Source organism: Gabonibacter massiliensis, from assembly GCA_001487125.1.
GTDB classification, from domain to species: Bacteria; Bacteroidota; Bacteroidia; order Bacteroidales; family Marinifilaceae; genus Gabonibacter; species Gabonibacter massiliensis.
This window is the reverse complement of the sequence record LN913013.1, coordinates 79,043-104,340: the sequence shown is the minus strand read 5'-3', so window position 1 is coordinate 104,340 and position 25,298 is coordinate 79,043. Positions and strand designations below refer to the sequence as shown.

Below are 25,298 nucleotides of genomic sequence, written 5' to 3'. Positions count from 1 at the left end.
TACCTTCCATTAGTCATCTACCAAAATCTTTTTACAAATCATCATTTATAAAAATCGGTATAACTATTATAGGCCAACTCCAAAAGGTCAACAATCTTTCCACCCACGTTAAATCTCGTCTCTTCTATGATCTTAGGAGTAATGATATTAGATATGTCAATTGCAAAAAAGTCTCCGTTTTCCAAAGCGACATACAATCTGTTGTAATCTATATTATACGCGTTATAAATAAACGCCACAACATTGGCAACAAACGGACTGCTCATTAAGCTTCCGGTCGTATTATTTTCCCGGTTCACGTAATGAATCTCTTTTCCTTTGGAATAGAAAATATAGTTATTGGATATCGGAGCACCGTAATTGGCGGCCGAAGTCAAAAACTTCGTTCCTTTGGGCAAATTTCCTCCCGGGAACGCTTGTTTACCGGCCTCTTCATGTTGAACGACCAAACCGGTAGCCCGATTGACAATAAAATCGGTCAACCAAGTTTTTCCATCCTTGTCATTGTAAATGATCGAATATTTATACACATTTCCCAGATAATTGTAATACTCTCCCGCAAACAGGTGCAGCACCTCTGTTCCTTCCGGCATAGCCCAGACCGGATCCGGATACTCGGCACCCTCCACGTAAGTCAAAGGGAAAATATTAAAGGGCTCAGAATTCATCTTAATCATCAATATTCTCCGGTTTTTCTCGTCCCAACAAGGTGAAATATATCCCCCCGAGGGAGTACGTCCTAAACCGAAGCCCGTCACTTGATATCCTTTTTCATCTACAATATAAGGTTCCGACTGGAATTTTCCTCCCAACCAACTGGCCGTTTTAACTCTCTGGTATAACTTTCCGTCTGCCGTTGCCAACAAAGAAAGCCGACTGCGATGGAACGCACTCACGACATCAAAATTAGCAGGAGCTCCGCTCATAAATTCATCCTTCAACTCCCCGGCGAATTTCATATTCTCGTTATTGACCACGTATATACCCTTACTCGTCAATACCGTCGTCGCCGCCATGGAAGAAGAGATCGCGTTGTCATGATTCGCGTACAATCCGCGAGGTGTTCCCTCCAATTTCATATCGGCATTTGCTACTTCAAAAACATTATCCTGCAAACTATAAACCACTTTACTCACCCCGTTAACGGTTTCTGTTTTTTGCGAATAACACGACAATTTGGCATTACTGCCGTTCTCGGACAAAATCAAGACGTTGCCTCTTCTGTATCTTCCATAAGTATAAAACCAAAGTCTTGCAACGAACTTCATTCCGGTTGACTGGTCAACGGCGGTGAAGGTTCCGGTTTGAGGAATCTCCGTATAAGAGGTAATCCCCAATCTCGAAAACAAGGTATCCGTAGATATCGCCAACACTCTTTCCTCACAGAAAAGTTTCCCGTCGTAAGTTCTCCATTCGAATCTAAAATTAGAAGAATCTCCTTCGAAATGCATCGGAACCGTCGCCTTCGTGGAATCCCCCTCGTAAGCACGAATATAAACCGGAGAAGAGGAGTAATTATAATCCCATACCGGACCGTTGATCTCCTTGTAGTCATATGTTCCCTCGTCATCGAAACAACCTATCAATAAGGCGGCGAGGAATAAACATCCTAACAATATTTTGTTTTTCATCATAATAACTTCATTTTAAATTACAACATCACTTGCATGTACTCGTTATTTTCATCGTCGTATATCCGAGGATTTTGTTCCAGCAACCACTCTTTAAACTGTAAAACAAGTTGTTTAGCCCTGTCGGGAGATTCCGCGATCAGCTCTTTACTCATCTCTCCCTTCTTATCGATTTCGCTCATGAATAATTTGAACTTCTTCTCCGAATATTTTCCTAACAGATAACTCGTTACCTCGCCATCCCACCAATCAGGCGGTGATACTTGCGTCGAAACGACGATAATCGCCCTTCTCCTCTCCCATTGTCCTAAGGCTAGTTTTTCGCCGGGAACCAATTCCACGATAATCCGCACGGGAGCTACATCCATTTTAGCTGTCCGGTGTATTTTCAAGTAGATGGTATCTCTTATGTCCACGGCATCTTCTCCCACAGTTGTCGACTTAAACGTATAAGAGGGATCCAGGGTAAACTCCTTTCCTTCCTCTCCCGTACTTCCTTCCGTAACGGCTTTTAACCCGAACGTAAGGTCTTCCGTCAAAAGATTTCCGGAAAGACAGACTACAAGCGGAACTTCTATATCCTTGGTTCCATCAGGATAATGGAAGAAAGAAACCTCGGTCGAATCGGCCCCTTCCGTACCGGGATAGATAGCATCCATATAAAATTTATCGAAAAAAACTTCGGGACGATCCGCAAACGTAAAAATTTTCTCTTCTTCACAGGCCCAGAATAAACAAAGAAGGAAACTTAAATATATACTCTTTTTCATATCTATAAATCATTTAAAATTTATCATAATCCTTCATTCGTCGGTATCGGCAACAAATATTCACTACGAGTAAAAGGACGAACCGTTCCATTACCGAAATCCACACTGGCATTCAAACGCTTGTATAAATAGAATAATTGTCCTTCACCGATCCACTCTCTGCGGGCATCCCGGATCAATTCGCTTACAAAATCCGCCCAACTGGAAATACTAAGGGACTCAACGCATCCTCTCGCCTTACGAATATCTTCCAATATTTTTTTAGCTTCAGGGAAATTATTTTGACGAGCGTAGTACTCCGCCATAATGTATTTCATCTCTGTCGCACGAATCAACGGGATAACCGTGGCATTATAATCCCGGGTCGTCTCATCCGTACTACAATAATACTTTCCTGAAATAGGATACTCTCCTCCGGCAAGATAGGTCAAACGCAAATAACGATAATCGCGGTCGGATTCGTCCACTCCCGCATAATTCTGGAAAACTTTCTGTCCATCGAGATTAAGCACGAACCATCCCGCACTTCCCGTATATTCCGGCGCATAACTGTAAGACAACCCGAAATCTTCATAAGCATTTTCATTATACACACCGAAAATCAGGTTACTGATCGTTTTCAGATCTTTTTTATTATTCCAATTGGTAGAACTGACTCCGGAAAAATCATCCTTATCGAATGCTAACTCGTTACCGTAATTACTCTTCACCTTAAATTCCAACACCTCTTTTGCACATTCATAGGCCTCCTGATACCTTCCGGCATATTGATAGGCTCTTGCCAACAAAGCCGTTACAGCAAAATAGTGCATGCGATATCCGCGTCCTTTGAAGAAGCTCTCCACATTCAGGGTCTGATTACCGTAAATTTCCGTTCCGAACACGAACGTATTATGGAATCTACTCTCTCCTCTGATTAAAGTTCCTCTTCCCACGAGAGAAGTATCCCAGACAACAACAAGCGGACGAGCCTGTTCCAAATCGGTTATTATTTTATCGATACAAGACTGTACGCCCAATTTTTGAGAATAGAGGCTGGGATAAGCTTCTACATAGGGAACATAAGCTTTTCCATCGTCATTGACCGGAGCCGGAGCAAACAACCGCAACATATCGAAATGCATAAAAGCCCGACAAGCGTAAGCCTCTCCCAAAATAAGGTTCTTTTCCATCTCTCCTTGAGAAAAAAGATCGGGACTTGCATTTTTTAGATTCTGTATCAAATTGTTAGCATTGGCGATGATATTATAAGCATCCGTCCACACACTTTTCAAATAACTGACGGAATAAGTGGTCGTGTAGTCGAGTTTTGCAAAATCCCTCCAAATCTTCCCCGCATAAAAATTATCTTCTCCCAGCTTATATTGTTGAGATATACAATCCAACATACCCCAAGTCAACTCTTTTCCGTACAAAGCTGTCTCTCCCATGGTTTTATATAAACCATTCAGGACGGATCTGTAACCATCTCCCGTGGTTAACAAAGACTCTTCGGTAATTTGCGTTTCCGGTTGCACGTCCAACCAGCTTTCGCAAGCGGCAAACGAAAACGATATCAATAATACCACTGTTTTTATATAATCTTTCATTTCTATTACTTTTTAGGTTAGAAACTTACATTCAAGGTAAAACTATAATTCCACGCGTACGGGTAATTGGTTCCCCTTTCTACTTTTACCGTTGACCAACGGGCAAGCTCGTTCACGTTGAAACGCAAGCCTAAGGCCGTTAATCTCCATTTGCTTATCAACTCTTTCTTAAAGTCATAACCGACAGATAAACTGGTAAATTCCAAAACATTCTCATCTTGCACGAATCGACTGGTCGGTTGCGTACTCGCACTATTCTGAAGATTACGATAAGGCGTTATATCTCCCGGTTTTTTCCACCTTTCGGTAAGTAACCGTTTGTCGACATTCACACTCTGGATATTAGGATTCTCAACCCGATTCATCAACGTCGTGTTGTAAACCTGTCCACCCCATTGGTAGCTGAAAGTGGCATTCATATAAATACCGCGGAAATTAACATTGAGTCCGAAAGACCCCTGTACGTCGGGTAATTCATCTCCGACAACCACCTGGTCATTGGAATCCCAAGTATAGGTACTCGAACCATCTCTTTTTATATATTTTTCCTTACCGTTTGCCGGATCGATTCCTGCCGAACGTACGGCATAAATAGCTGTTGTCGATGCACCTTTATAATATCTCGTAAACGGAGCATACTGCGTGTAATAAGACGAACCGTTTTGATAAGCCTCGTTAATTGCCTCGTTATAAGCTTCTGCCGCGGCTCCCAATTTCGTTATCTTATTCTTGTTTCCTCCCATATTACCCATAAAGCTAACGATCCAATCCTTATCCCGGTAAAGAGTAGCGGATAAGTCTATTTCAAAACCCTTATTCTCGACAGAACCCGAATTGTCCCGGTATTCGCTGAAACCGGAAGAGGGACGAATTGAAATCTGGTCGATCAAATCCACCGTCTTCTTGATATAATAATTGGCAGACAACAGTATACGGTCATTAAGGAATCCCAATTCGAAACCGACATCCGTCGTTTTGGTAGTTTCCCATTTCAATTTCGGATTACCCAGGTATTTTAAGGAAGTAGCAGGACCGGTATAATACCAATGCTCCGAATCCACTTCATAAGTAGAAACAGCCGTGTATGCCGGGAAATTCACCTTACCGGTACTACCGTAAGAAGCCCGAAGTCTTAACCTGCTTAACAACCAATTATCCCTCAACCAACTGTAATTATGGATATTGATACCAGCACCAACGGACCAGAAGGGAGCATATCTCTTATCCGAACCGAATTGTGAAGAACCGTCCAAACGTATAGATCCGTCAAAAAGATAGACATCGTTATACGAGTAGTTTATTGAAGCCAGGAAACCGATCAAACGGTTGGTTGATTCATCTACGGATGTCTTATCCGGTTGAGATTTGGCATAAGAAGGGTTATACATTCCCTCCATCTGGAATCCTTTAAACACACTCGTATGTGAATTGGAATTATCCTCTTTGATATTTATTCCAAGCGTCGCATTTATAAAATGTTTTTCAATTGCCCTATTATAATAGAACATGGCATTCAGGTTCCAACTATAACTATCCGAATAACTCTGGGTCAACTCTCCTCTTTCATTTTCATTGTAACTACCAGAATTCCTATATGCGTATACAGATTTAGGATCTATAAAAGACTCCTGTTTTTGAGTCGTTTTGGTTATACTCAGCTGTCCCTTGAATTGCAACCCTTCCAAAATAAATAAATTCACGTTCAGGTTGTCCTGAAATTCATGGTAACGGGTACGACCGTCAAATCCACCTAAAGTGACATCGAATAAAGGATTGGCTTTCGTACCGATACCATCTTTGAGGTACTTCAGGTATTCGCCGTCTTCATCGTATATTTCCAAATAAGGTTGCTGGGAGGCATACGTACTGAACAAACCGTAAGGAGAGTTTTCAGAACGCGTTCCCGCGTAAGAGATGTAATTTCGAATTTGCAATTTTTTGTAACGATAATCCAAAGACATACCTGCTCCGACACGGTCGCGATAGGAACCTTTCATCGCTCCACCGTTTTTATCATAGAAGAAATCAACCCCGTACCGTATGCTTTCCACACCACCTTCTATATAAATCGTATGCTTGTGATTGAATACGTTGTGTAAGGGCTGAGCCAACCAATCGGTATCAACCCCTTTCAATACCTGATTCAATTTGTTGTAATAATCTTGATCGCTGTTCGGCTGACTGCTCGGAGAAGAAGCCGTATAAACACCGGCTAACCGCTCTACTTCCAACTTCTCGGCGGCATTACAGAGATTGTAATCGGAAAGATCCGGCAATTCCAAACCTCCCGTAAAATTATAAGTAACCCGCATTTCTCCCGGTTGCGGAGCTACGGTAGTGATAACCATTACGCCATTGGCGGCACGGGAACCGTACATAGCCGTTGCTGCGGCATCTTTCAAGATAGTGATACTTTCCACCCGGTTCATATCCATATCGTATATCTTTTGAACATCCACCTCAAATCCGTCCAAAATAAACACGGGCAAATTAGGGTTATCTTTCAGGTTGGTACGTTGTGTCTGTTTCATATATTCCGATTCCAGACTTTTATTCATACCGATACTGGACTCTCCCCGGATATTGATTTCAGGCAAACTATTCGGGTCGGACCCCCACGCACTCTGCCGGATTCGGAAAGAGGGATCGAAAGTCTGAACAGCCGCAAGCATATTCTTACTATTGGTTCTCAATAGCTGTTCCCGGTTTACCGTGGTTACATTTCCCGTAAAACTCTCTTTTCGGATATTGGAATATCCCGTCACAACGACATCTTCCAACGCAACCTTATCCTCCTTCATGACGATTTTCAAATCTTTTCTAACCTCTCCTTCCTTTAAGGCATTGATCTTTACGTTTTGAGTCTGCATTCCGATAAAAGTAAAGATTAAAGTCGCCGTATCCCGGGGTATAGGAATGCGAAATGCCCCCTTATCGTCCGTGGCAACTCCCAAGGTCGTACCTTTTACGAGAACGGTAACTCCGGGTAAGAAGACCCCCTTTTCATCCACGACGACTCCCTTGATCAAGATAGGTTCCTTTTTCGTACTATCTTGAGCAGCCACTTTAGGAGCCAATCGGATAACGATCAAATTTTCTTTAAATTCATAGGCAAAACCGCGAGGTGTTAAAATCTCTTGTAACAACTCTTTTACCTCTACATTCAACGCCTCCACGTTCACACGACTCTCCCCCTTTATCAGATCATAATTATAAAGAAAATCATACCCGCTTTGTTCCGTGATTTCTTTAAAAACCTTGATTAACGTCGCATTCTTCATCTTAATGCTGACGGTCTCGTTTTGGGGAAAACCTTTTGCAGAGAGAAGCATTGTCCCCGCAAGAATAAAAAAAGTAATCCTTCCCATCGTAAATAAAATTTCCTGCAACCACGTTTTTCCACGTGACATGGCAAAAATCCATTTCTTTTTCATAAATTTGTAGCGTTTAGTCATTAAACATTGTATCCCGCGTCTACGCGCATTTGACAAAGGGACACGTTATCTAAAACTGAGAATGTTGGAAGCATTTTCAGTTTTACTTTTTATTCACAGTTATACTTCTATTTTCAATTTGGAAATCAACATCATAGGTTCCCTTTAAAATCTCCAAGAATTCACGAATATCGCCGTAACGCTTTATCCTACCTGAAAATCTGATTCCTTTCAACTCTTCACTTGCATAATGAATATCTATATTATACCACCGGGCCAACGTATTCATGATCTCTTCCAAGGTAGTTCCTTCAAACTTATAATACCCGTCCTTCCAAGAGATATACAGCGCCACGTCGACCTGACGCACATTCATTTGTCCCGTCAACGAATCAAATACGGCCTGATCTCCCGGCTTTAAAACGCCCAAAGACTTCTCGTCGCTTTGAATCGCCACGGCTCCTTCGACCAAGGTTGTAAATATCTCTGAAGTACCCTCGTAAGACGCAACATTAAACTTCGTTCCCAACACCCGAATATCGATTCCTTTACTCGTCACGATAAAAGGCCTCGACGAATCTCTCTTCACCTCAAAAAACGCCTCTCCGTCGATATACACACGTCGCTCCTTGGTCCCCCATGCCAACGGAAATCTCAATCGGGATTCCGAATTTACCCATATCCTCGTACCGTCTTCCAACTCCAAAGGATATTCTCCCCCTCGAGGTACTTCCAAAATACGATATTTCAGATTCTCTTCACTCGAAACAAGGGGGTCCCCCGTCACAGAACAAATCAATCCGTCCTCCTTGTTGCTGATCACCTGTCCCTTCTCCACAAACGTGAACGTTTTATCTAAGCTCAAAGCAATAGTCTCTCCTGAAGCCAAAGTCAGCACAGCTTTTGTCTCTCCCCCCTGAATGCTCAACGATTCCATCGACTTCACCCGGACAGGTTTATCACGGAAAAAATAATAAAAAGAGAAAGAAAACAACAGTAAAACAGAAGCCGCATAAGCCCATTTCTTAATATTTCTTAAATACCTGGTCTTACGCTTTTCTTGAAGTTTCTTTATACATATCTGATAAGCGACATCAACATCGATATACTTTTCCTGTTTACAATCAAAGTAATACTTCTCTAATTTCTCCAGCACGACTTGATTCTCGACCTCAGATTCTAACCATTCTTTTAAAATCGATTGCTCCTCTAACGTCAACACCTCACCGTTAATTTTGGCCGCAATTATTTCCCAAATAGAATTTTGCATATCTTTTAACATTGCATTTTATCAAAAGACCCCAAAATCTACATTTAATGTGACAAGGATTTCGTTTTTTTTAGAAAAAAATTTATTTTATTTGGTTTTCGCTGATTGTGAATACCTTAAGAAAATAAAATACAATAAAGCAGTAAACGATTTTCCATTTAAAGAAACTCGTAATGATTTGAAAGCTCTCGCCATCTGTGTCCGCACGGTATTTATAGAAATTCCCAACAGATTGGCAACTTCCTGATATTTCATACCCTCTACACAACACAGGTTAAAAATACGCCGGCATTGTTCCGGCAAACGATTCATAGCCCGATACAATTCTTCCCGCTCTTCCATCTCCTCCAAATCGACCTTACACTCCTCCTTTTCATTCACGATCATACGAACCAACTTATCGTTATGTCTTCTCTCGTTCCGTATATAATTGATACAATTATTACGAGTGGACCGAAACAAATACCGTTCCAATTCGGAACTTATATTCTCGTATTTTTTCTCGTACCAAAAATTAATAAATAGCTCCTGAACGATATCTTCCGCTACTTCCCGATCCTTCAATATGGTACTCGCGTAAACGACTAAATTGGCGTAATAAACCCGAAACAAACGTTTGTACGCTTGTTCATCACCCGTTTTCAACTCTTGTAGTAAATTAGCAGACACCAAACAACTGTATTAAATCTTACAAACAAAGATACGTCAAATTTCATCTCATTCGCAAGGCTATAATAAAAACAAATGTATTTTTTTCATAAAATCGTTAGTCAATTACGATTTTTTCAAGGAATTTATCAAATAGGCATACAATTATATCACTTCTTCACAATTAAGACAATAAAGCATGGAAATATTTTAATTTAGGAATTAACAACACCACACCAACCAAGAATAACGCACATATTATTAAATAATTATAATAAATATCATAAAAATAAATATAATCCGATAATGATCTTTTACACGAAAAAAAAGCTCGAATTACATCTCCTTTTTCTTTCCACTAAAACCGCAATGTTAATTCTTTTTTAATTTTCAAGCCAACACGCGACCAAACATAAATTTTTACAGGGACGATCGACGGATCAGGTTATCCTCTCATTCCACGATTCCGCGATTAACACGACGACGAACCGAAAGAAAACAGGGATGACCGAAATTGAAGAGTCTTTTCGGGACAAAACAAATCGGTAGCGTCATGAAACGATCGGGTGATTCACCATATCATCACCCGATCATCCGATCCTTTAATCGGTTAATATGATCGTCACCGCTTTCGGCCCGTGTGCTCCGATGACAAGAGCTTGCTCTATATCAGCTGTCTTTGAGGGACCCGCGATAAAACATCCGTATCCGAAATCGTTAAAATAAGGATGGCGGTAAGCTTCATGCATGTTGTTTACGATCTGATGTCGATCCAACACGATAACCAAAGATTCCGAAATAAAATAGAGTGCCTTATACCTTGTACTTTGCCTGATCCATACAGCTCCGTTCTCAATCACACCGAATTCCCCGCGGATAACTCCCACATCCGTCCCGTTTAACTCCCGGGGGTCCGTTAAGGCATCGGGATTCAATGTAGCACAAGCGATACCCGGCAAATCGGAAGCGATCACTTTGGCATCCGGATACTGCTTTCGAATCGTTTCGTTTATATCTCCGCCTTTTTCAAGTAAGAATACATCACACCCTACCAATTGCGCCACCTCCATAAAATGTCGAATCTTATCTTCGAAGGTCATCGGCTCAAAGTCCATAGCAGGCCGTTCGACTTCCGGCACCGGATGAGCTTTTATTCTGTTCAATATGTCATTTTTACTATTCATGGTCAATCTTATTATGTTTCCATATGGAATGAAAAGTTTCCGGAGCCATCCGGGGTAATTCCCGTCCTTTTCCCCAAGGATCCAAACGGTTATACAATACAAAACGAGGCATATGCTCCGCTACGCGTCCTGCTTTTACCGTTGCATAAAATAAATCGGGATGATTCATTATCCATTTCATACGCTTTACCATAAACTTTTTCATCGGATCGGCCAGGTTCAATCGGTCCATCTCCTGTCTCCATTTATAGATCTGTTCGGCCAGATCGATTTTAGCCGGACATACGTTGGAACAAGAATAGCACAAAGAACAGGCCGATACATTACCGGAATATTTTTGCGGAGAATTCAACATCCCCAAATTAATTCCAATCGGGCCCGGAATAAAATAAGAATAGGAATATCCTCCCGTACGACGATATACCGGACAGGTATTGATACAGGAACCGCAACGAATACACTTTAACATACCTATATGGTCAGGATTACCCAATATATCGCTCCTTCCGTTATCCACGATCACGATATGCATCTCTTGTCCTTCCACCGGTTTTTTATAATGCGAAGTATAAGTCGTCGAGGGTTGGCCGGTAGCGGAACGGGCCAACAAACGAATATAAACGGCTAATGCATCGTAATCTGGAATTACCTTTTCCATCCCCATGATGGCAATATGCACCTTCGGGAAAGAGGTTCCCATATCGGCATTCCCCTCGTTGGTACAGACCACGAAAGCTCCCGATGAGGCAACGGCAAAATTTATCCCCGTCATGGCAATATCGGCATGTAAAAACTTCTCTCTCAAATTTGCCCGGGCCGCGTGGGTCAAATAGGTAGGATCACTATTTCCCGGTTCCGTATGCAAGTATTTTTCAAAAACCTTTCCCACCTCTTCCCGTTTTACATGGATTGCCGGTAAAACAATATGACTGGGCGGCATTCCCATCAACTGCATGATCCGCTCTCCCAAATCCGACTCCACGACATCAATACCCTGTTCGGCCAGAAACGGAGTCATTCCGCACTCTTCGGACAACATGGATTTACTTTTTATCAAATTCTTACCGTCATGTTTTTTGATGATTTCATATACTATTCGATTGTGCTCCTCCGCATCCTTAGCCCAATGCACATGAATTCCGTTTTCCGCGGCATGTTTTTCGAACTCTTCCAAATAGTAAGCCAGATGGCTGATGGTATGTTGTTTTATACGACTTGCCATCTCCCGCAATTTCTCCCATTCCGGCACACCGAAGGCCATTTTATCACGTTTCTCCCTGACAAAAAAAAGGGCCTGGTCGTGCCACCGTGTCCGTTCCTTATCGGCTATAAATTTTTCGGCCGCTTTAGCATGTGTACTCATAATCTCGAGGTTAAAATTTCAATGATATGAATCGTTTTGATCGGTAATTTTTCACGTCTGATAACTCCCTCCATATGCATCAGGCAGGAACTATCAGCACCGGTAATAAACTCCGCCCCGGTCGACATATGATCCCTTACCTTATCTTCCCCCATGCACACGGAGGTTGCCGCCTCCTCCACGGCAAACATGCCTCCGAAACCGCAACATTCGTCTACCCGCTTCGGTTCCACTACCTCCACCCCTTTCACCAGGGAAAGTAAATCCCTCAACTTGGAAAACCGGGGAATATTCAACTCGCTCGGGGAAGAGAGATGCAGCAAGCGCTCCCCGTGGCAACTATTATGCAAACTCACCTTATGCGGGAAACAGGCATCCAACTGATCTACTTTTACCACATCATGCAAGAATTCACAGATCTCATATATCCGGCTACCGATACAAGCATGTTCCTCTTTACGCAACAACCGAGGATAATTCTCTTTGACAAAAACGACACAACTGGCCGAAGGTCCGACTACATAATCGTATTTTTCGAATAACTCCTCCATCTTCTTTGCCAAACCGATCGAATCGTGTTCAAAACCGCCGTTCGCCATAGGCTGGCCGCAACAAGTCTGCTCTAAAGGATAATCCACGTCTATCCCCAAGGACTTCAACAACCTGTAAGAAGCCACGCCTACTTTCGGATATATCGCATTGACATAACAGGGAATAAATAAACCTATCTTCATATGTTATATTTTAATTTGAAAAACGGATTCTATCCCATTTTTTCATTGTAATACATTCATCTTTCCAAAAATACAATCTTTAGCGTTTAAATTTCTTTCACGCGAATAAACAAACAATAACTCCTGTAATTATAACATAGGCTAACGCGTAAGGAATAGCCGCCTTCAATATAGCTCCCTCCTGTCCCTGCTGATCAGTCGCCGACGTTGCAATTGCAATACTCTGCGGAGAGATAATTTTTCCTCCCGTCGCTCCGGCAGTATTGGCGGCAGACAACCAATTGGGATCCACTTGAATATGTTCCGCTACCCCTGCTTGCAACTTTCCAAAAAGGATATTAGCCGACGTATCGCTTCCGGTTAAAAAAGTACCTAAAGCCCCGATCGTCGGAGCAAAAAAAGGGTACAAAGCCCCGGTCGCCGCGGATAAAGCCATTGCCAAAACCTGTATCATTCCGGCTGTCTCCATGACGGAAGAGAGACCGACCAAACAAATCACCGTAACGACCGTTTTTCTCAATTGAATGAACGTTTTCCAAAGTAAACGCAACAGCACTCCGGCTGAAGCTCCTTGAATCAATCCCCCGATAAAGGAACCTAAAAACAAAAGGACTCCCCCTTGGGTCAACCACTGAATAACATACCGGTTTTCCTCTCCGCGAATGGTAAAAGAAACGGTTGATACCCCAACGGATTGTAAAGAGTTTTTTATCGTCGGAAATATCGGACTCGTTACCAACACGAAAAACATAATCAAAACATAAACCATCCATGCCGACACGATCTCTTTTCCCCGATACGGAGATTCTACTCTTTTCTTCCCCTCTTTACGAATCAACTTTCCGAAAGAAACAATAACGACCGCCGCAACAATACTACCGATAATGGCCGGAGTTTCCGCTCCTATATAACGAGCCGACAAATACTGGGCAGCTAAAGAAAAACTTCCGACCAACATACTTAATACCAAATTTTTAGGCAAAGATTTAAGTTTTGGATCTGCTAAAAACGTAAGGACGAAAGGTACTAAAAACATCAACACGGATAATTGAAGCACCACAGCCGTACTCAAAGGACTTACCGGCAAACCCGTTTCCTGAGCCAAAACAATCACAGGCACCCCCACGGCGCCAAAAGCCGTCGGAACACTATTGGCAATCAAACTCACGACAGCAGAAAAAAGCGGCCGGAACCCCAGGCTAATCAATATGGCTGCCGGGATGGCAACAGCGGTACCAAATCCTGCCATTCCCTCCAACAACCCGCCAAATCCCCAGGTAATCAAAAGTACTTGTATGCTTTTATCCGTGGAAATAGAGGAAAATTGTTGCTTCAACACCTCTATTTTTTTCGTACGTAACAATACGTTATAACTATATATAGCCATCAGAATAATAAAAAGAATAGGAACCAGCGCCTTTAACATACCGTACACAAAAGAAAGTGCCGTATCCCGTAGCGAACTATGAAAAGCAAACATAGCCAAAAATGCCGTTACGATCAAAGTAATCGCACTGCTTGCATCCCCCGACATTTTAAAGAATCCCATCAGGATAATCAATAAAAGAATAGGCAATGCCGCATAAAAGATTTCCATAACTTCTATCATTAAATCAACGAAAATAAAAAGATAACGAAAAACCTTTTCCATTCACTTAGATACGAGGAATAAACGTATAAAACAAAAAAAATGTTACTTCCCGTGGCTGATTTTTTAAATTTATTTACGAGCCGACTATTTTAACCAAGACGGAAACCTTCCCATTCCCGATCATGCTAAAACAAAATAAGAATCCGGGACCTTAATTGAATAAAAAATCATATTTTTGCAAGTCAAATGAGTAACGTACATTTAAAATACATAGCAATTCGATTGAAACATTTGCTGACGAACCCGGAAGCAGAATGGGATACAATCAGAACGGACGAGACGGGAAGGATCGAACTTTTCAGAAACTACATCGTCTTGCCGACGCTTCTATTTTCCATCCTGGTCTTTTTGCTCAGGCTTGCGAGCAATGATGCCATGGTCGCTTTGGGATGGGGAATCATTAATTTCATCGCCTGTACCGCGGGATGTTACGTCTGCTTCCGTCTTACGCGGGAATATCTTTCTAACAAAACGATAAACCCGGGCAAGACAGCCTTGCAACTATCCGTCTACAGTTCGGCTGTATTCATTCTATTTCATAGCCTTGCCGTCGGTTTTACGCAAAATTTTATCGGAGACGTGATGGCTATTCTCAGTCTTCTCTCGCTTAGAATATTATACATCGGATTAAATACAATATCGGGATTAAATACACGATACAAAAAAAGTGCCGTTATTATTATCGGATTACTGATTATTTGCACCCCCATTATCATTACGAGACTCTTGACAATTATTTTTAGAATCCCGGCTATTAACGCGTAAAGAAAAAATTATGGAAAACATCAATATAAGAAACAAACGAGCCTCTTTCGATTACGAATTTATAGAAGAATACACGGCCGGCATTGTATTGACAGGAACCGAAATCAAATCCATTCGCGCCGGCAAAGCCAGCCTGGTGGATGCCTATTGCTATTTCCATAATGGGGAACTGTGGGTAAAAGGAATGTATGTGGCCGAATACAAGTTAGGCACCTATTACAATCATATCGAACGACGCGAACGTAAACTGTTACTTCAGAAAAAAGAGTTGGTCAAACTGGAACGTAAAACAAAAGAATCCGGCCTGACGATCGTCCCGATCCGGCTCTTTTTAACTGAAAAAGGCTTTGCCAAACTCCGAATTGCACTGGCCCGCGGTAAAAAAGAGTTCGACAAACGAGAATCTTTAAAAGAGAAAGATGCCAAAAGGGAAATGGATCGTTTTATGAAAAAATAAATAAAATTCAAAGCCGGAATTCAGGATTTTCTCATCGTATTCAAGTTTCTTTTATCGATCAACATCCATAAACACCCGCACGTAAGTGCTTTGCTCCGCAACGATTATTGGAAAACAGGAGCCTTTTACCTTACCTGTATTTATCGTTCTATTCTCTTTTTTAGAAAACATTTTCAATAGAAAAAATCAAAAAAACAACATCCAAATGTTAAATTTTTAAAAAGTGTAGTACCTAATAAAGGTCGGCGTATTTTATATATGAAGAAAAATATTTTATTTTGTCACAAAAAAAAACCGGGTTTTATTTATATGGAATAATTTACAAATTTAGTGAATCTATTTTCACTATGATAACGTAAATAATACAGGTCTAAAGCAATAGATTTATAATGATTAATAACCAAAAGGGAATATATCCCAATTCCGGGCGAGGACCCCTTATTCCTCCCCGGAATTTTTTATTCGCTTGTTCTGAATAAAAAAATCAAATCAATAAGAACGTTCATTACGTCCTTCCATCCAATTGATATAAGCCGTATTGACGACCTTATTTCCCCCGGGTGTCGGATAGTTTCCGGTAAAATACCAATCCCCGGTATTGCCAGGACATGCTTCGTGAAGATTTTCAACGGTTTGGAAAACTACTTTTATTTCGGCTTTTATGGCATCACTTTTTACCATCTGGGCTATTTTATCGGAAATTTCTTCATTACTGAAAGGGGCGTAAATCTCTTTCACGTAATTTCTTATCTGCTCTTTAGGAAGTTTCTCCTGTCGTTTGCATTTTTGATAAACCTCATCAATTAAACGAATCATATTCCGTTCTTTCAGTAACTCTATGGCCGCGTTAAAGGCTATAAATTCTCCCATCCGGTTCATATCTATCCCGTAACAATCCGGATACCGTATCTGGGGAGCCGAAGAGACAACAATAATTCGTTTAGGGTGCAAACTGTCCAATATCCGTAAAATACTCCTTTTTAAAGTCGTTCCGCGAACAATGGAGTCGTCGATTACCACTAAATTATCCGTATCCTTTACAGCTCCGTAGGTTACATCATATACATGTCCGACCATATCGTCACGTCCTTCGTCCCCAGTGATAAAAGTACGCAATTTAGCATCCTTGATGACAATCTTTTCAACACGAGGCTCTTTACAGATAATTGCATCCAACGTCTCTTCGCACCAATTCGCTTTCCCCTCCCGGATCAATCTTTTTTTATCTTCGACCATATACTGTTGTATCCCTTTTACCATTCCGTAAAAAGAAGTTTCAGCCGTGTTCGGAATAAAAGAGAAAACGGTATTATCCAGGTCACCCTCTATCGCTTTCAACAGCTGAGGCGTCAATAACTCCCCTAACCTTTTCCGCTCCCGATAAATACTTCGGTCGTTCCCCCGTGAAAAATAAATCCTTTCAAAAGAACAACTGCTTTTTTGCCGCGGTTCCCGTACCAACTCTTCCCGAACAGAACCATCCTTTTTTACAATCAAGGCATATCCCGGACGAATTTCCCGTATATTCGCATCGTCTACACGGAATGCCGTTTGAATGACAGCCCCTTCTGAAGCCACGACGACCACTTCTTCGTCTTTATAATAATAAGCCGGACGAATACCCCAAGGATCACGCATTACAAAAGCATCTCCGTGCCCTACCACTCCCGCAACCGCGTATCCGCCATCCCAGTCGGCACTACTCCTGGACAAAACACCGACCAAGTCCAAATGCTCCTCTATCAAGGACGAAATATCCTGTTTCGCATATCCCTGATCCCGGTAATCCCGATACCGATCCTGAATCTCATTATCTAAGTAATAACCGACTTTTTCCAATAAAGTTACCGTATCGGAATAGTTCCGGGGATGTTGACCCGCCTGAATCAGGCTTTCAAACAACTCATCCACGTTTGTCAGGTTAAAATTAGCCGCCAATGCCAGATTACGGGAACGCCAGTTACTCGCCCGCTTCAACGGATGTACATAATCAATATTATTTTTTCCGAAAGTAGCATAACGCAAATGGCCCAGATAAATCTCCGAAACAAACGGGAGATTCTGTTTACTCCAAACCGCATCTTTCTCTTTTACCTCCTCGGCGTGAATAGATTCGTGGATCTTGTCAAACACCTCTTGAATCGGATTAGCATCACACGAACGTACCCGGTCCATGTATTTAAATCCCGGAGCCATATCCAACTTTACTCCCACGACTCCAGCACCGTCCTGCCCACGATTTCGCTGTTTTTCCATCAAAATATACAAACGATTCAAACCGTATAGGTATGACCCGTATTTTTCCCGATAATATTCCAAGGGCTTTAATAACCGAATGAATGCAATCCCACATTCATGATTAATGACATCACTCATAAATAATTATATTTACCTTCCAATGAATAGATTCCGAAAGCGATACAAAATTAATAAAATCAAAAAGCTTTGACCGTTTCGGACAGACTAAATCATTTTATTTTTTTATTTTTTCAGATTTTATTTCAGAATATATCGATTTTTTTTCCGATAACCTTTATCTTTATACCACATAATACAGAAAAAAATGAAAAAAAAATACTGGTTTATCATCATCGTCGTTAGCTCTATCGTTGTTCTCTTTTTTCTTTTTTCAGAGGATGCTACTTTCGACAAGCCAAAGCAACAACAGACTGCAATCGAAGTAAACCGGGATTCGGTCTATTTAGATACCTTCCGGTACAGCGAGTCGAAAAAAACCATATTTGAAATTAAAAATACAGGTCATTTCCCATTGATCATAAAAAAAATAGAAACATCATGCGGATGTACCGATGTGACATGGAATAAAAAACCTCTATTGCCCGGGAAAACAGAAAAGATTCAAATCACCTTTACACCCAACTCCCTGGGACATTTCTCCAAAACCATCCGAATATTTTGCAATATCTCCTCTCAAACTTACACGTTAAGACTAAGCGGATTTGTAAAAGAATGATAATACTTAATTTTACACAAAAATCAATCCGCCCCGGTGTATTCAAAATAAAAACATTAACTTGTAAAAACATCGCTTAGAGAAATGAACCAAATCTAACCCATCATGAAACGAATATCATTGCTATTTAGTATAATAGTTTCACTATATGCCTTTCAGGAGCATCCTCCATTTGAGGAAGAAATATCCGATCGATTCTATAATCTTTTCCAAAAATATCCTAAAGAAAAACTCTACCTACATACCGACAAAGATATATATATCGCAGGAGATACCGTTTGGTTCAGAAGTTACATGGTAAATGCTTTTACGAATATTCCGATACTTCTCAGCAGACTCATATACGTGGAACTATCGGACAAGAGGGATTCCGTCATTCAGCGCCTCAAATTCAGGGAATGGGACTCCACTTTTTACGGCAACATCAATCTGCCGGAAGATATAAAGCAAGGAGATTATTGCATACGGGCCTTCACGTATTGGATGCAAAACGAGGGAACCGACTACTTTTTCAAAAAAAACATCCGGGTAGTGAACCCGCATGAAGCCAGAATCAATACCGAAGTGAAATACATCAGGCAAGAGAACGGCAGGTTAACGGCAGAGATCAGGTTATCGAACGCCATGAACATCGTCTACAATAAGCAAATGTTTATATATCAGGTAAATAAACAAAATCAAGCAGGTAAAATCCGCTCCGCCCGCACCGACGATAACGGTATTTTACGCGTTCAACTCCAGCCGGATGACCGTATCATATACTTGAGCACGAAAGACGACTCCTCCATCGAATGTGACCGTTACCTCTATATACCCAAGGAGGTAACAGACTTCGACGTACAATTTTTCCCGGAAGGAGGAAATTTACTTAGCAACAATTACCAACGAGTTGCCTTTAAAGCCATCGATTCCAACGGGCTTTCAACAGCAATCGAAGGAACCGTATATTTAGACAGTATGCCTACCGTCCTAATCAAAAGCGAGCACAAGGGAATGGGAAGTTTTAAACTCCCTGCCTACACGAACAAACACTACTACGCCGAAATTACGAACAAGGACGGCATCACCAAACGTTTCGCTCTACCACCCGTCGTCAGCGAAGGGATAGGCATTCAATTGGCCTCCAAGGATTCCTGTATATATTATACGATTATTACCGCAAACAACTCTCGTTTCCCCGATGGACTTTCCCTGTTGATGCAATGCAGGGGACAACTTCTTAACTTAATTCCTATCAATGCGCGGCACAAAAAGGGAAAAATCACCATCTCTTCCCTGCCGGAAGGAATAATACAGGCCGTTTTAGTGGATTCCTCTTTCAAAGTATACAGCGAACGTCTGTTTTTCATCCGCCCCGGGAAACAAATAAATGTAGATATCCGTACAGATAAGGAAACATTCGGCCCGCGGGAAAAGATAAACCTTCGCCTGCTTTTAGACTCCAACGCCACCCGGGGATCGTTCTCCATGGCCGTGGTGAAAGATTCCGGGTTAGACACCACCTCCTATAACGACAACATCCACTCCAACCTGCTGATGACCTCCGACCTGAAAGGATACATCGAGGAGCCCGGGTACTACTTCAGCGACACGACCGAGGAGATCAACCGACACTTGGATTTGGTCATGTTAACACACGGCTGGACACGGTTTAACGTGGCCGACCTGGAAAAAAATCAATCTCCTATAATGAATTTCTATCTGGAATTAGGACAAGCCATTACCGGGAAAGTGAAAAATGTCTGGGGAAAAGCTTCTGAAAAGGCCAATTTGCTTTTTATTTCCGACAAGGGAAGCATCACCATGACTACCACGGATTCTACCGGATATTTCAGTAACAATCAATTGTTTTTTACCGATGGCACTAAATTTGTCGTCAGAGCCACTAACCAAAAAGGCAAAAAACGGGTAGAGATTCATTTCGATAAGGATTCGTTTTTAACCGTATCGAACTTTTTTCCTTACAACGAAAAAATCATGAGAGAAGAGGAAGAGTTTTACGACAAATTCAATCAAAATTATTATTACGAGAACGGGGAAAAAGTGTACCTGTTGAATGAAGTGAAGGTCAATCGCAAAGCTCCTCTCAAAAAATACTCTAAATACGACAGCTGGGCCGATGATCTCTACCGGTTGGATTCCGCCCGGATCGCAAATGATCCGGAAGAGAATATCGTCAAACTTATTGCCAGGAAAATACCCGGGCTCATGGTTTACAACGAACAACTATGTGCCATAGGCCCGTTCCCGCCTCGCGCAATTCCGGTTGCATTAAACGGATTCATGGAAAGGAGTTATACTTTTATCAACATGATTCCCAAAAGATATTTCTTGGGAGTTACTTTATTAACAGGTTCTATTGCCAAAAACTCTTTCGGAGAAGATTCCGTTCTTTTAATTACGACACAACCCGATTATCATTTTGAAAAACCATCCAATCAGATCAACATAAACCGGATACGTCCGATGGGAATTCGAATCCCGGATGAGTTTTACGTTCCGAAATACGAAATCGACTCCATACGCAACGCCCCTGAAAAAGATAAAAGAGTAACCCTATTCTGGGATCCGGTCATCACGTTAGACCCCGGAAAAACGACAGCACTTTCATGTTACACGAACGATAAACCGGGAACTTATTCCATCATTGTCGAAGGGATAACCTCAGACGGGAAAACGGTAAGAAAAATAAAAAAGATAAAACTCAAATAACAACATCATGAAACGCATAGCATTACTAACCTGTTTGGTATCCGTTTTATATGCTTTTCGGGAAATTCCTCCTTTCAAACAAGAGTTAGTTGAAAAATTTTACAATCTTTTCCAAAAAACACCCAAAGAAAAAATCTACCTACACACGGATAAAGAGATCTATTATGCCGGTGAAGACATTTGGTTCAGAGCTCACCAAGTCGATGCCGCCACCCATATTCCTCATGTCATCAGTAGAATCCTCTATGTCGAATTAACCGATAAACAGGACTCCATTCTTCAACGTCTCAAATTCATGGAATGGGACTCCGCCTTTTCAGGTAACATCAGGCTACCCGAAAAAATGGTTCAAGGCAATTATTGTATCCGGGCTTTCACCTACTGGATGCAAAACGAAGGAACGGACTATTTTTTCAAAAAAAACATCCGTATACTCAATCCTTCCGAAGCCCGAGTAAACACCGATATCAGATACATCCGGGCGACAGACAATACCCTCAGAGCCGAAATCACGTTCACTAACGCCAGGAATACTCCCTATGTCAAAGAATCTTTTCAATATCAAGTGAACAAACGCAACGCAACTGGTAAAACACAGAACAGACGTACCGACGATAAAGGAATTCTCCGAATCGAACTGGAACCTGACGACTACTCCATACACCTCTCGACCAAAGACAAATCATCCGTCGATCTGGATCGCTACCTGTATATTCCGACGGAATCCACAGACTTCGATGTTCAATTCTTTCCGGAAGGAGGCAATCTAATAACAAACAATTACCAGGTTGTCGCATTCAAGGCTATCGATACCGACGGTCTTGCTACCGAAGTGCAAGGGCACATCTATACGGACAGCACAATCATCGCCAAAATAAAAAGCGAACACGAGGGAATGGGTAGTTTTAAATTACCCGTATACAACAACAGACGTTACTTTGCCGAACTGACCAATAGCAAGGGTATCACCAAACGTTTCGAACTTCCTTCTCCGGTCGACCACGGTTTCGGTATTCAATTAACAGCCCGTGATTCCATTATAGAATATAAAATCATGCAAGGAGAGAAAGCATCGTTTCCTCCCGACATGACCCTATTATTACAATGCAGGGGACGACTCATTAATCTTGTCCCCGCGGACGAACACCATTTCGAAGGCAAAATACTTCGCAACACCCTGCCGGAAGGCATCATTCATGCCGTCCTCGTAGACACCGCGTACAGAATATACAGTCAACGAATCTTCTTTATTCGTCCCGGGCATCTCGCAAAACTGGACATTGCTACCGATAAAGAAGAGTACGTCTCGCGCGAAAGCGTCACCGTAAAACTACTGCTCGACTCGATTGCCGACAGAGGATCATTCTCCATGGCCGTTGTTCCCGATTCCGACCGCGATACGTCGCATTATATCGACGACATTCAGTCCAACCTGCTGTTGACCTCCGATTTAAAGGGGTACATTGAAGAACCTGGATACTATTTCAGCGATACGACCGAAGCGATCGCCCGACACACGGATCTCCTTATGCTCACCCACGGCTGGACCCGTTTCAATATCGCCGATATCGCAAAAGCGAAAACGGAAGAGTGTGAATTTTACTTAGAACGAGGGCAATCCATTGCCGGCAAAGTAAAAGACGTCTGGGGAAAAGCGGCCCGAAACGCCAGATTACTTTTTCTCTCCGACAAGGGAGATATCACGATGACCGAAGCCGATTCTTCCGGGCGTTTTTGCAACAATTTATTTTTCATCGACGGGACCAAGTTTGTTGTCAGAGCAACAAATCAGAAAGGAAAACACCGGGTAGAAATCGAGTTTGACAAAGAAAAGTTTCTGCCCGTTTCCAACTTTTTCCCGTATAACGAAAAAATCCGCCGGGAAGAAGACGAATTCTATAAAAACGCTTACGAAAACTACTATTACGAAAACGGAGAAAAAATCTACTTATTGAACGAGGTAAAGGTCGTTCGCAAAATACCCCCCAAAAAATATACGACATACGATAACTGGGTAGACGACCTCTACCGGTTAGACTCCGCTCAGATCGCCGACGAACCGGAAGAAGACATCGTAAAACTGATCGTTCTCAAATTTCCGGGGCTTATGAGATACAACGACGAAGTATACCCTTTGGGTCCATACCCGCCGAAACGTAAAATTCCAATGACGGTAAACGGTTTTTTAGAACGCAACTCCACGTTTGTTCGCATGATACCCAAAAGATTTTTATTGGGAATAAGTCTTTTAACCGGCCCGGTCGCCAGAAATATTACGGACCCTTTTGATACATCGTCCTGTAAGGATACCGTTCTCTTGATAACGACCCGACCGGATTACCATTTTGAAAAACCGTCGACTCATTTCAACATAAACCGGATCAGCCCCCAAGGCATTCAAATACCCGATGAATTTTATGTACCCAAATACGAGATCGACTCCGTACGGCTCAGCACAACCAAAGACGAAAGAACAACGCTTTACTGGCAGCCGTTGATTCGGCTTGAACCGGGTAAATCCGTTAAATTTTCGTTCTATACCGGGGATAAACGAGGAAGTTACACCATTATTATAGAAGGAGTCACTCGAACGGGAGCTATTATAAGAAAAATGAAAAAGATCAAGGTAAACTGATCGTTTGCATGTAATAGTTGTTAATTAACATACTTTACAACCTAATTTGGGAACTATGATTTAAAATTAAGTTATCTTTGTGGACCTTTTAAAAAAGAGACAAATGCGTAATTTACTAAAATACAGTCTATTAACACTATCCATTCTCTTAATGAACGGATCTTCTCAAGCCATTTCCGCCCAACCGGAAGTGTTAAGAGAGAGTTATGCCGCTCAAACAACCTTACGCCAAGCCTCTAATGAAATTCTCCACTTACTGGAAGCAATCTCTTCCTACTTCGGAGAAGCCCCGTTAGGTAACACGCATATTACCTCGGATCTAAAATCTTACATCCATCACCTGTTTCATGCCAAGTATGCAAAGAACATTACACAGTCTTTAGCACCTTTCAATCTGAACAGGTATTTTCATCCTTATTCGACTCTTAACAAAACAAAATACTACGTTTTTGCCTTACGCAAAATCATTATTTAGTTTATTGAAAGAGGGAGTATCCCTTTTTCCTTTTCTATCCTTTAGTATAAATTAGTCATCTGATTTATCTATTTTATATCTACATTTTAACATTTTATTTTATGAATCTGACCTTATTTGTAGTAGTGCTACTTACGGCCATCGCACTTGTCGTCATGGCCATGGGAATAGCCCGGTTGATCTCTCCCCGTTCTTACAATCAACAAAAGGGGGAAGCCTACGAGTGCGGTATCCCGACGCGAGGAAAATCCTGGATGCAATTTAAAGTAGGATATTACCTGTTTGCCATCCTGTTTCTGATGTTTGACGTGGAAACCGTATTTCTGTTTCCCTGGGCTGTCACGGTTCAAAGTTCCGGCATATACGGATTACTAAATATATTGTTTTTCATGTTGATTCTAATCTTAGGATTAGCATATGCCTGGAAGAAAGGAGCGTTGGAATGGAAGTAAATATCAAATCCATGAAATATGAAGAGTTCAATGACAACGAGTATCTTGAACAACTTCGGGCATCCGGCACAAACGTGTTCATGGGATGCCTTGACGAGGTTATCAACTGGGGACGTTCGAACTCCCTCTGGCCTCTTACCTTTGCGACCAGCTGCTGCGGTATCGAATACATGGCAGTCGGAGCAGCCCGTTATGATTTTGCCCGTTTCGGCTTCGAAGTAACCCGGGCCAGTCCGCGGCAAGCCGACTTTATTGTCGTAGCGGGAACGATCGTCCATAAAATGGCTCCGGTATTAAGACGCCTTTACGACCAGATGGCAGAGCCGAAATATGTTATCGCCATGGGCGGATGCGCTATTTCCGGTGGCCCTTTCAAAAATTCATACCATGTCGTTAAGGGAGTTGATTCCATTATCCCGGTTGACGTCTACGTACCCGGTTGTCCTCCCCGGCCGGAAGCATTGTTATACGGTATCATGCAACTCCAACGGAAACTAAAGGTTGAAAAATTCATCGGGGGAGTCAATCGAAAAGAAGAGAAGAAATAAATGATC

Annotated in this window: 19 protein-coding genes; 8 read left to right on the top strand and 11 right to left on the bottom strand. The window is 41.9% G+C overall.

Annotated features, from left to right (window positions below; all coding sequences use genetic code 11):
* Positions 1-41: 41 nt before the first annotated feature.
* From BN3283_RS04685 to BN3283_RS04640, 10 genes are all read right to left on the bottom strand, one after another.
* Entirely contained in the window at positions 42-1,634 is a 1,593-nt protein-coding gene (locus BN3283_RS04685; protein WP_059025826.1) for a PKD-like family lipoprotein, read from the bottom strand.
* 17 nt (positions 1,635-1,651) lie between these two features.
* Positions 1,652-2,401: a DUF4843 domain-containing protein gene (locus tag BN3283_RS04680; RefSeq protein WP_059025825.1), complete on the bottom strand. Its 750-nt coding sequence runs from the start codon at positions 2,399-2,401 to the stop codon at positions 1,652-1,654.
* 23 nt (positions 2,402-2,424) lie between these two features.
* Positions 2,425-3,990 (bottom strand): RagB/SusD family nutrient uptake outer membrane protein, encoded by a 1,566-nt coding sequence (locus BN3283_RS04675; RefSeq protein ID WP_059025824.1) that lies wholly within the window; start codon positions 3,988-3,990, stop codon positions 2,425-2,427.
* 17 nt (positions 3,991-4,007) lie between these two features.
* Complete coding sequence (locus BN3283_RS04670) at positions 4,008-7,424, bottom strand: SusC/RagA family TonB-linked outer membrane protein (protein ID WP_052634885.1); 3,417 nt, start codon at positions 7,422-7,424, stop codon at positions 4,008-4,010.
* 103 nt (positions 7,425-7,527) lie between these two features.
* Complete coding sequence (locus BN3283_RS04665; protein ID WP_286137519.1) at positions 7,528-8,694, bottom strand: FecR family protein; 1,167 nt, start codon at positions 8,692-8,694, stop codon at positions 7,528-7,530.
* A gap of 87 nt (positions 8,695-8,781) precedes the next feature.
* Positions 8,782-9,363 carry an RNA polymerase sigma-70 factor gene (locus BN3283_RS04660; RefSeq protein ID WP_052649443.1) on the bottom strand — a complete coding sequence of 194 codons (582 nt, stop codon included), beginning with the start codon at positions 9,361-9,363 and terminating at the stop codon, positions 8,782-8,784.
* A gap of 581 nt (positions 9,364-9,944) precedes the next feature.
* A complete protein-coding gene (locus tag BN3283_RS04655) occupies positions 9,945-10,526 on the bottom strand; it encodes a LutC/YkgG family protein (protein ID WP_059025822.1) in 582 nt (193 codons plus the stop codon).
* Positions 10,519-11,889, bottom strand: a complete 1,371-nt coding sequence (locus BN3283_RS04650) for a lactate utilization protein B (RefSeq protein WP_059025821.1) — start codon at positions 11,887-11,889, stop codon at positions 10,519-10,521. Before BN3283_RS04650 ends, BN3283_RS04655 begins: the two co-directional genes overlap by 8 nt.
* Entirely contained in the window at positions 11,886-12,623 is a 738-nt protein-coding gene (locus BN3283_RS04645) for a (Fe-S)-binding protein (protein ID WP_059025820.1), read from the bottom strand. The genes BN3283_RS04650 and BN3283_RS04645 overlap by 4 nt, the downstream gene beginning before the upstream one ends.
* Before the next feature lie 97 nt (positions 12,624-12,720).
* Positions 12,721-14,220 carry an L-lactate permease gene (locus tag BN3283_RS04640; protein WP_059027167.1) on the bottom strand — a complete coding sequence of 500 codons (1,500 nt, stop codon included), beginning with the start codon at positions 14,218-14,220 and terminating at the stop codon, positions 12,721-12,723.
* A 240-nt stretch (positions 14,221-14,460) separates the two neighbouring features.
* Here BN3283_RS04640 and BN3283_RS04635 point away from each other — a divergent pair, with 240 nt between their 5' ends.
* The gene (locus BN3283_RS04635; RefSeq protein ID WP_041504545.1) at positions 14,461-15,039 is read left to right on the top strand and encodes a YIP1 family protein; all 579 of its coding nucleotides are present in this window, start codon (positions 14,461-14,463) and stop codon (positions 15,037-15,039) included.
* A gap of 10 nt (positions 15,040-15,049) precedes the next feature.
* A complete protein-coding gene (gene smpB, locus BN3283_RS04630) occupies positions 15,050-15,496 on the top strand; it encodes an SsrA-binding protein SmpB (RefSeq protein WP_041504546.1) in 447 nt (148 codons plus the stop codon).
* A 489-nt stretch (positions 15,497-15,985) separates the two neighbouring features.
* Here the strand turns inward: smpB and BN3283_RS04625 are convergent, their stop codons facing one another.
* A complete protein-coding gene (locus BN3283_RS04625) occupies positions 15,986-17,872 on the bottom strand; it encodes an amidophosphoribosyltransferase (protein ID WP_041505590.1) in 1,887 nt (628 codons plus the stop codon).
* Between the two features lie 187 nt (positions 17,873-18,059).
* Between BN3283_RS04625 and BN3283_RS04620 the strand changes: the two genes are divergently transcribed.
* From BN3283_RS04620 to BN3283_RS04595, 6 genes are all read left to right on the top strand, one after another.
* Positions 18,060-18,470: a DUF1573 domain-containing protein gene (locus BN3283_RS04620; protein ID WP_059025819.1), complete on the top strand. Its 411-nt coding sequence runs from the start codon at positions 18,060-18,062 to the stop codon at positions 18,468-18,470.
* Positions 18,471-18,575: 105 nt separating this feature from the next.
* Positions 18,576-21,182: an alpha-2-macroglobulin family protein gene (locus tag BN3283_RS04615; RefSeq protein WP_059025818.1), complete on the top strand. Its 2,607-nt coding sequence runs from the start codon at positions 18,576-18,578 to the stop codon at positions 21,180-21,182.
* A 7-nt stretch (positions 21,183-21,189) separates the two neighbouring features.
* Positions 21,190-23,817 carry a hypothetical protein gene (locus tag BN3283_RS04610; protein WP_059025817.1) on the top strand — a complete coding sequence of 876 codons (2,628 nt, stop codon included), beginning with the start codon at positions 21,190-21,192 and terminating at the stop codon, positions 23,815-23,817.
* A 103-nt stretch (positions 23,818-23,920) separates the two neighbouring features.
* Positions 23,921-24,292 carry a hypothetical protein gene (locus BN3283_RS04605; RefSeq protein ID WP_146216447.1) on the top strand — a complete coding sequence of 124 codons (372 nt, stop codon included), beginning with the start codon at positions 23,921-23,923 and terminating at the stop codon, positions 24,290-24,292.
* A 101-nt stretch (positions 24,293-24,393) separates the two neighbouring features.
* Positions 24,394-24,744 (top strand): NADH-quinone oxidoreductase subunit A, encoded by a 351-nt coding sequence (locus BN3283_RS04600; RefSeq protein ID WP_041504553.1) that lies wholly within the window; start codon positions 24,394-24,396, stop codon positions 24,742-24,744.
* A complete protein-coding gene (locus BN3283_RS04595) occupies positions 24,735-25,292 on the top strand; it encodes an NADH-quinone oxidoreductase subunit B (RefSeq protein WP_082027585.1) in 558 nt (185 codons plus the stop codon). Before BN3283_RS04600 ends, BN3283_RS04595 begins: the two co-directional genes overlap by 10 nt.
* Positions 25,293-25,298 lie beyond the last annotated feature (6 nt).

What these genes read in the sequence shown, in the direction of transcription:
- BN3283_RS04665 (WP_286137519.1), bottom strand. Translation starts at nt 8,694, where the DNA reads ATGCAAAATTCTATTTGGGAAATAATTGCGGCCAAAATTAACGGTGAG.
- BN3283_RS04625 (WP_041505590.1), bottom strand. Translation starts at nt 17,872, where the DNA reads ATGAGTGATGTCATTAATCATGAATGTGGGATTGCATTCATTCGGTTA.
- BN3283_RS04680 (WP_059025825.1), bottom strand. Translation starts at nt 2,401, where the DNA reads ATGAAAAAGAGTATATATTTAAGTTTCCTTCTTTGTTTATTCTGGGCC.
- BN3283_RS04640 (WP_059027167.1), bottom strand. Translation starts at nt 14,220, where the DNA reads ATGGAAATCTTTTATGCGGCATTGCCTATTCTTTTATTGATTATCCTG.
- BN3283_RS04645 (WP_059025820.1), bottom strand. Translation starts at nt 12,623, where the DNA reads ATGAAGATAGGTTTATTTATTCCCTGTTATGTCAATGCGATATATCCG.
- BN3283_RS04600 (WP_041504553.1), top strand. Translation starts at nt 24,394, where the DNA reads ATGAATCTGACCTTATTTGTAGTAGTGCTACTTACGGCCATCGCACTT.
- BN3283_RS04615 (WP_059025818.1), top strand. Translation starts at nt 18,576, where the DNA reads ATGAAACGAATATCATTGCTATTTAGTATAATAGTTTCACTATATGCC.
- BN3283_RS04655 (WP_059025822.1), bottom strand. Translation starts at nt 10,526, where the DNA reads ATGAATAGTAAAAATGACATATTGAACAGAATAAAAGCTCATCCGGTG.
- BN3283_RS04605 (WP_146216447.1), top strand. Translation starts at nt 23,921, where the DNA reads ATGCGTAATTTACTAAAATACAGTCTATTAACACTATCCATTCTCTTA.
- BN3283_RS04670 (WP_052634885.1), bottom strand. Translation starts at nt 7,424, where the DNA reads ATGAAAAAGAAATGGATTTTTGCCATGTCACGTGGAAAAACGTGGTTG.
- BN3283_RS04650 (WP_059025821.1), bottom strand. Translation starts at nt 11,889, where the DNA reads ATGAGTACACATGCTAAAGCGGCCGAAAAATTTATAGCCGATAAGGAA.
- BN3283_RS04675 (WP_059025824.1), bottom strand. Translation starts at nt 3,990, where the DNA reads ATGAAAGATTATATAAAAACAGTGGTATTATTGATATCGTTTTCGTTT.
- BN3283_RS04610 (WP_059025817.1), top strand. Translation starts at nt 21,190, where the DNA reads ATGAAACGCATAGCATTACTAACCTGTTTGGTATCCGTTTTATATGCT.
- BN3283_RS04635 (WP_041504545.1), top strand. Translation starts at nt 14,461, where the DNA reads ATGAGTAACGTACATTTAAAATACATAGCAATTCGATTGAAACATTTG.
- BN3283_RS04685 (WP_059025826.1), bottom strand. Translation starts at nt 1,634, where the DNA reads ATGATGAAAAACAAAATATTGTTAGGATGTTTATTCCTCGCCGCCTTA.
- smpB (WP_041504546.1), top strand. Translation starts at nt 15,050, where the DNA reads ATGGAAAACATCAATATAAGAAACAAACGAGCCTCTTTCGATTACGAA.
- BN3283_RS04595 (WP_082027585.1), top strand. Translation starts at nt 24,735, where the DNA reads ATGGAAGTAAATATCAAATCCATGAAATATGAAGAGTTCAATGACAAC.
- BN3283_RS04620 (WP_059025819.1), top strand. Translation starts at nt 18,060, where the DNA reads ATGAAAAAAAAATACTGGTTTATCATCATCGTCGTTAGCTCTATCGTT.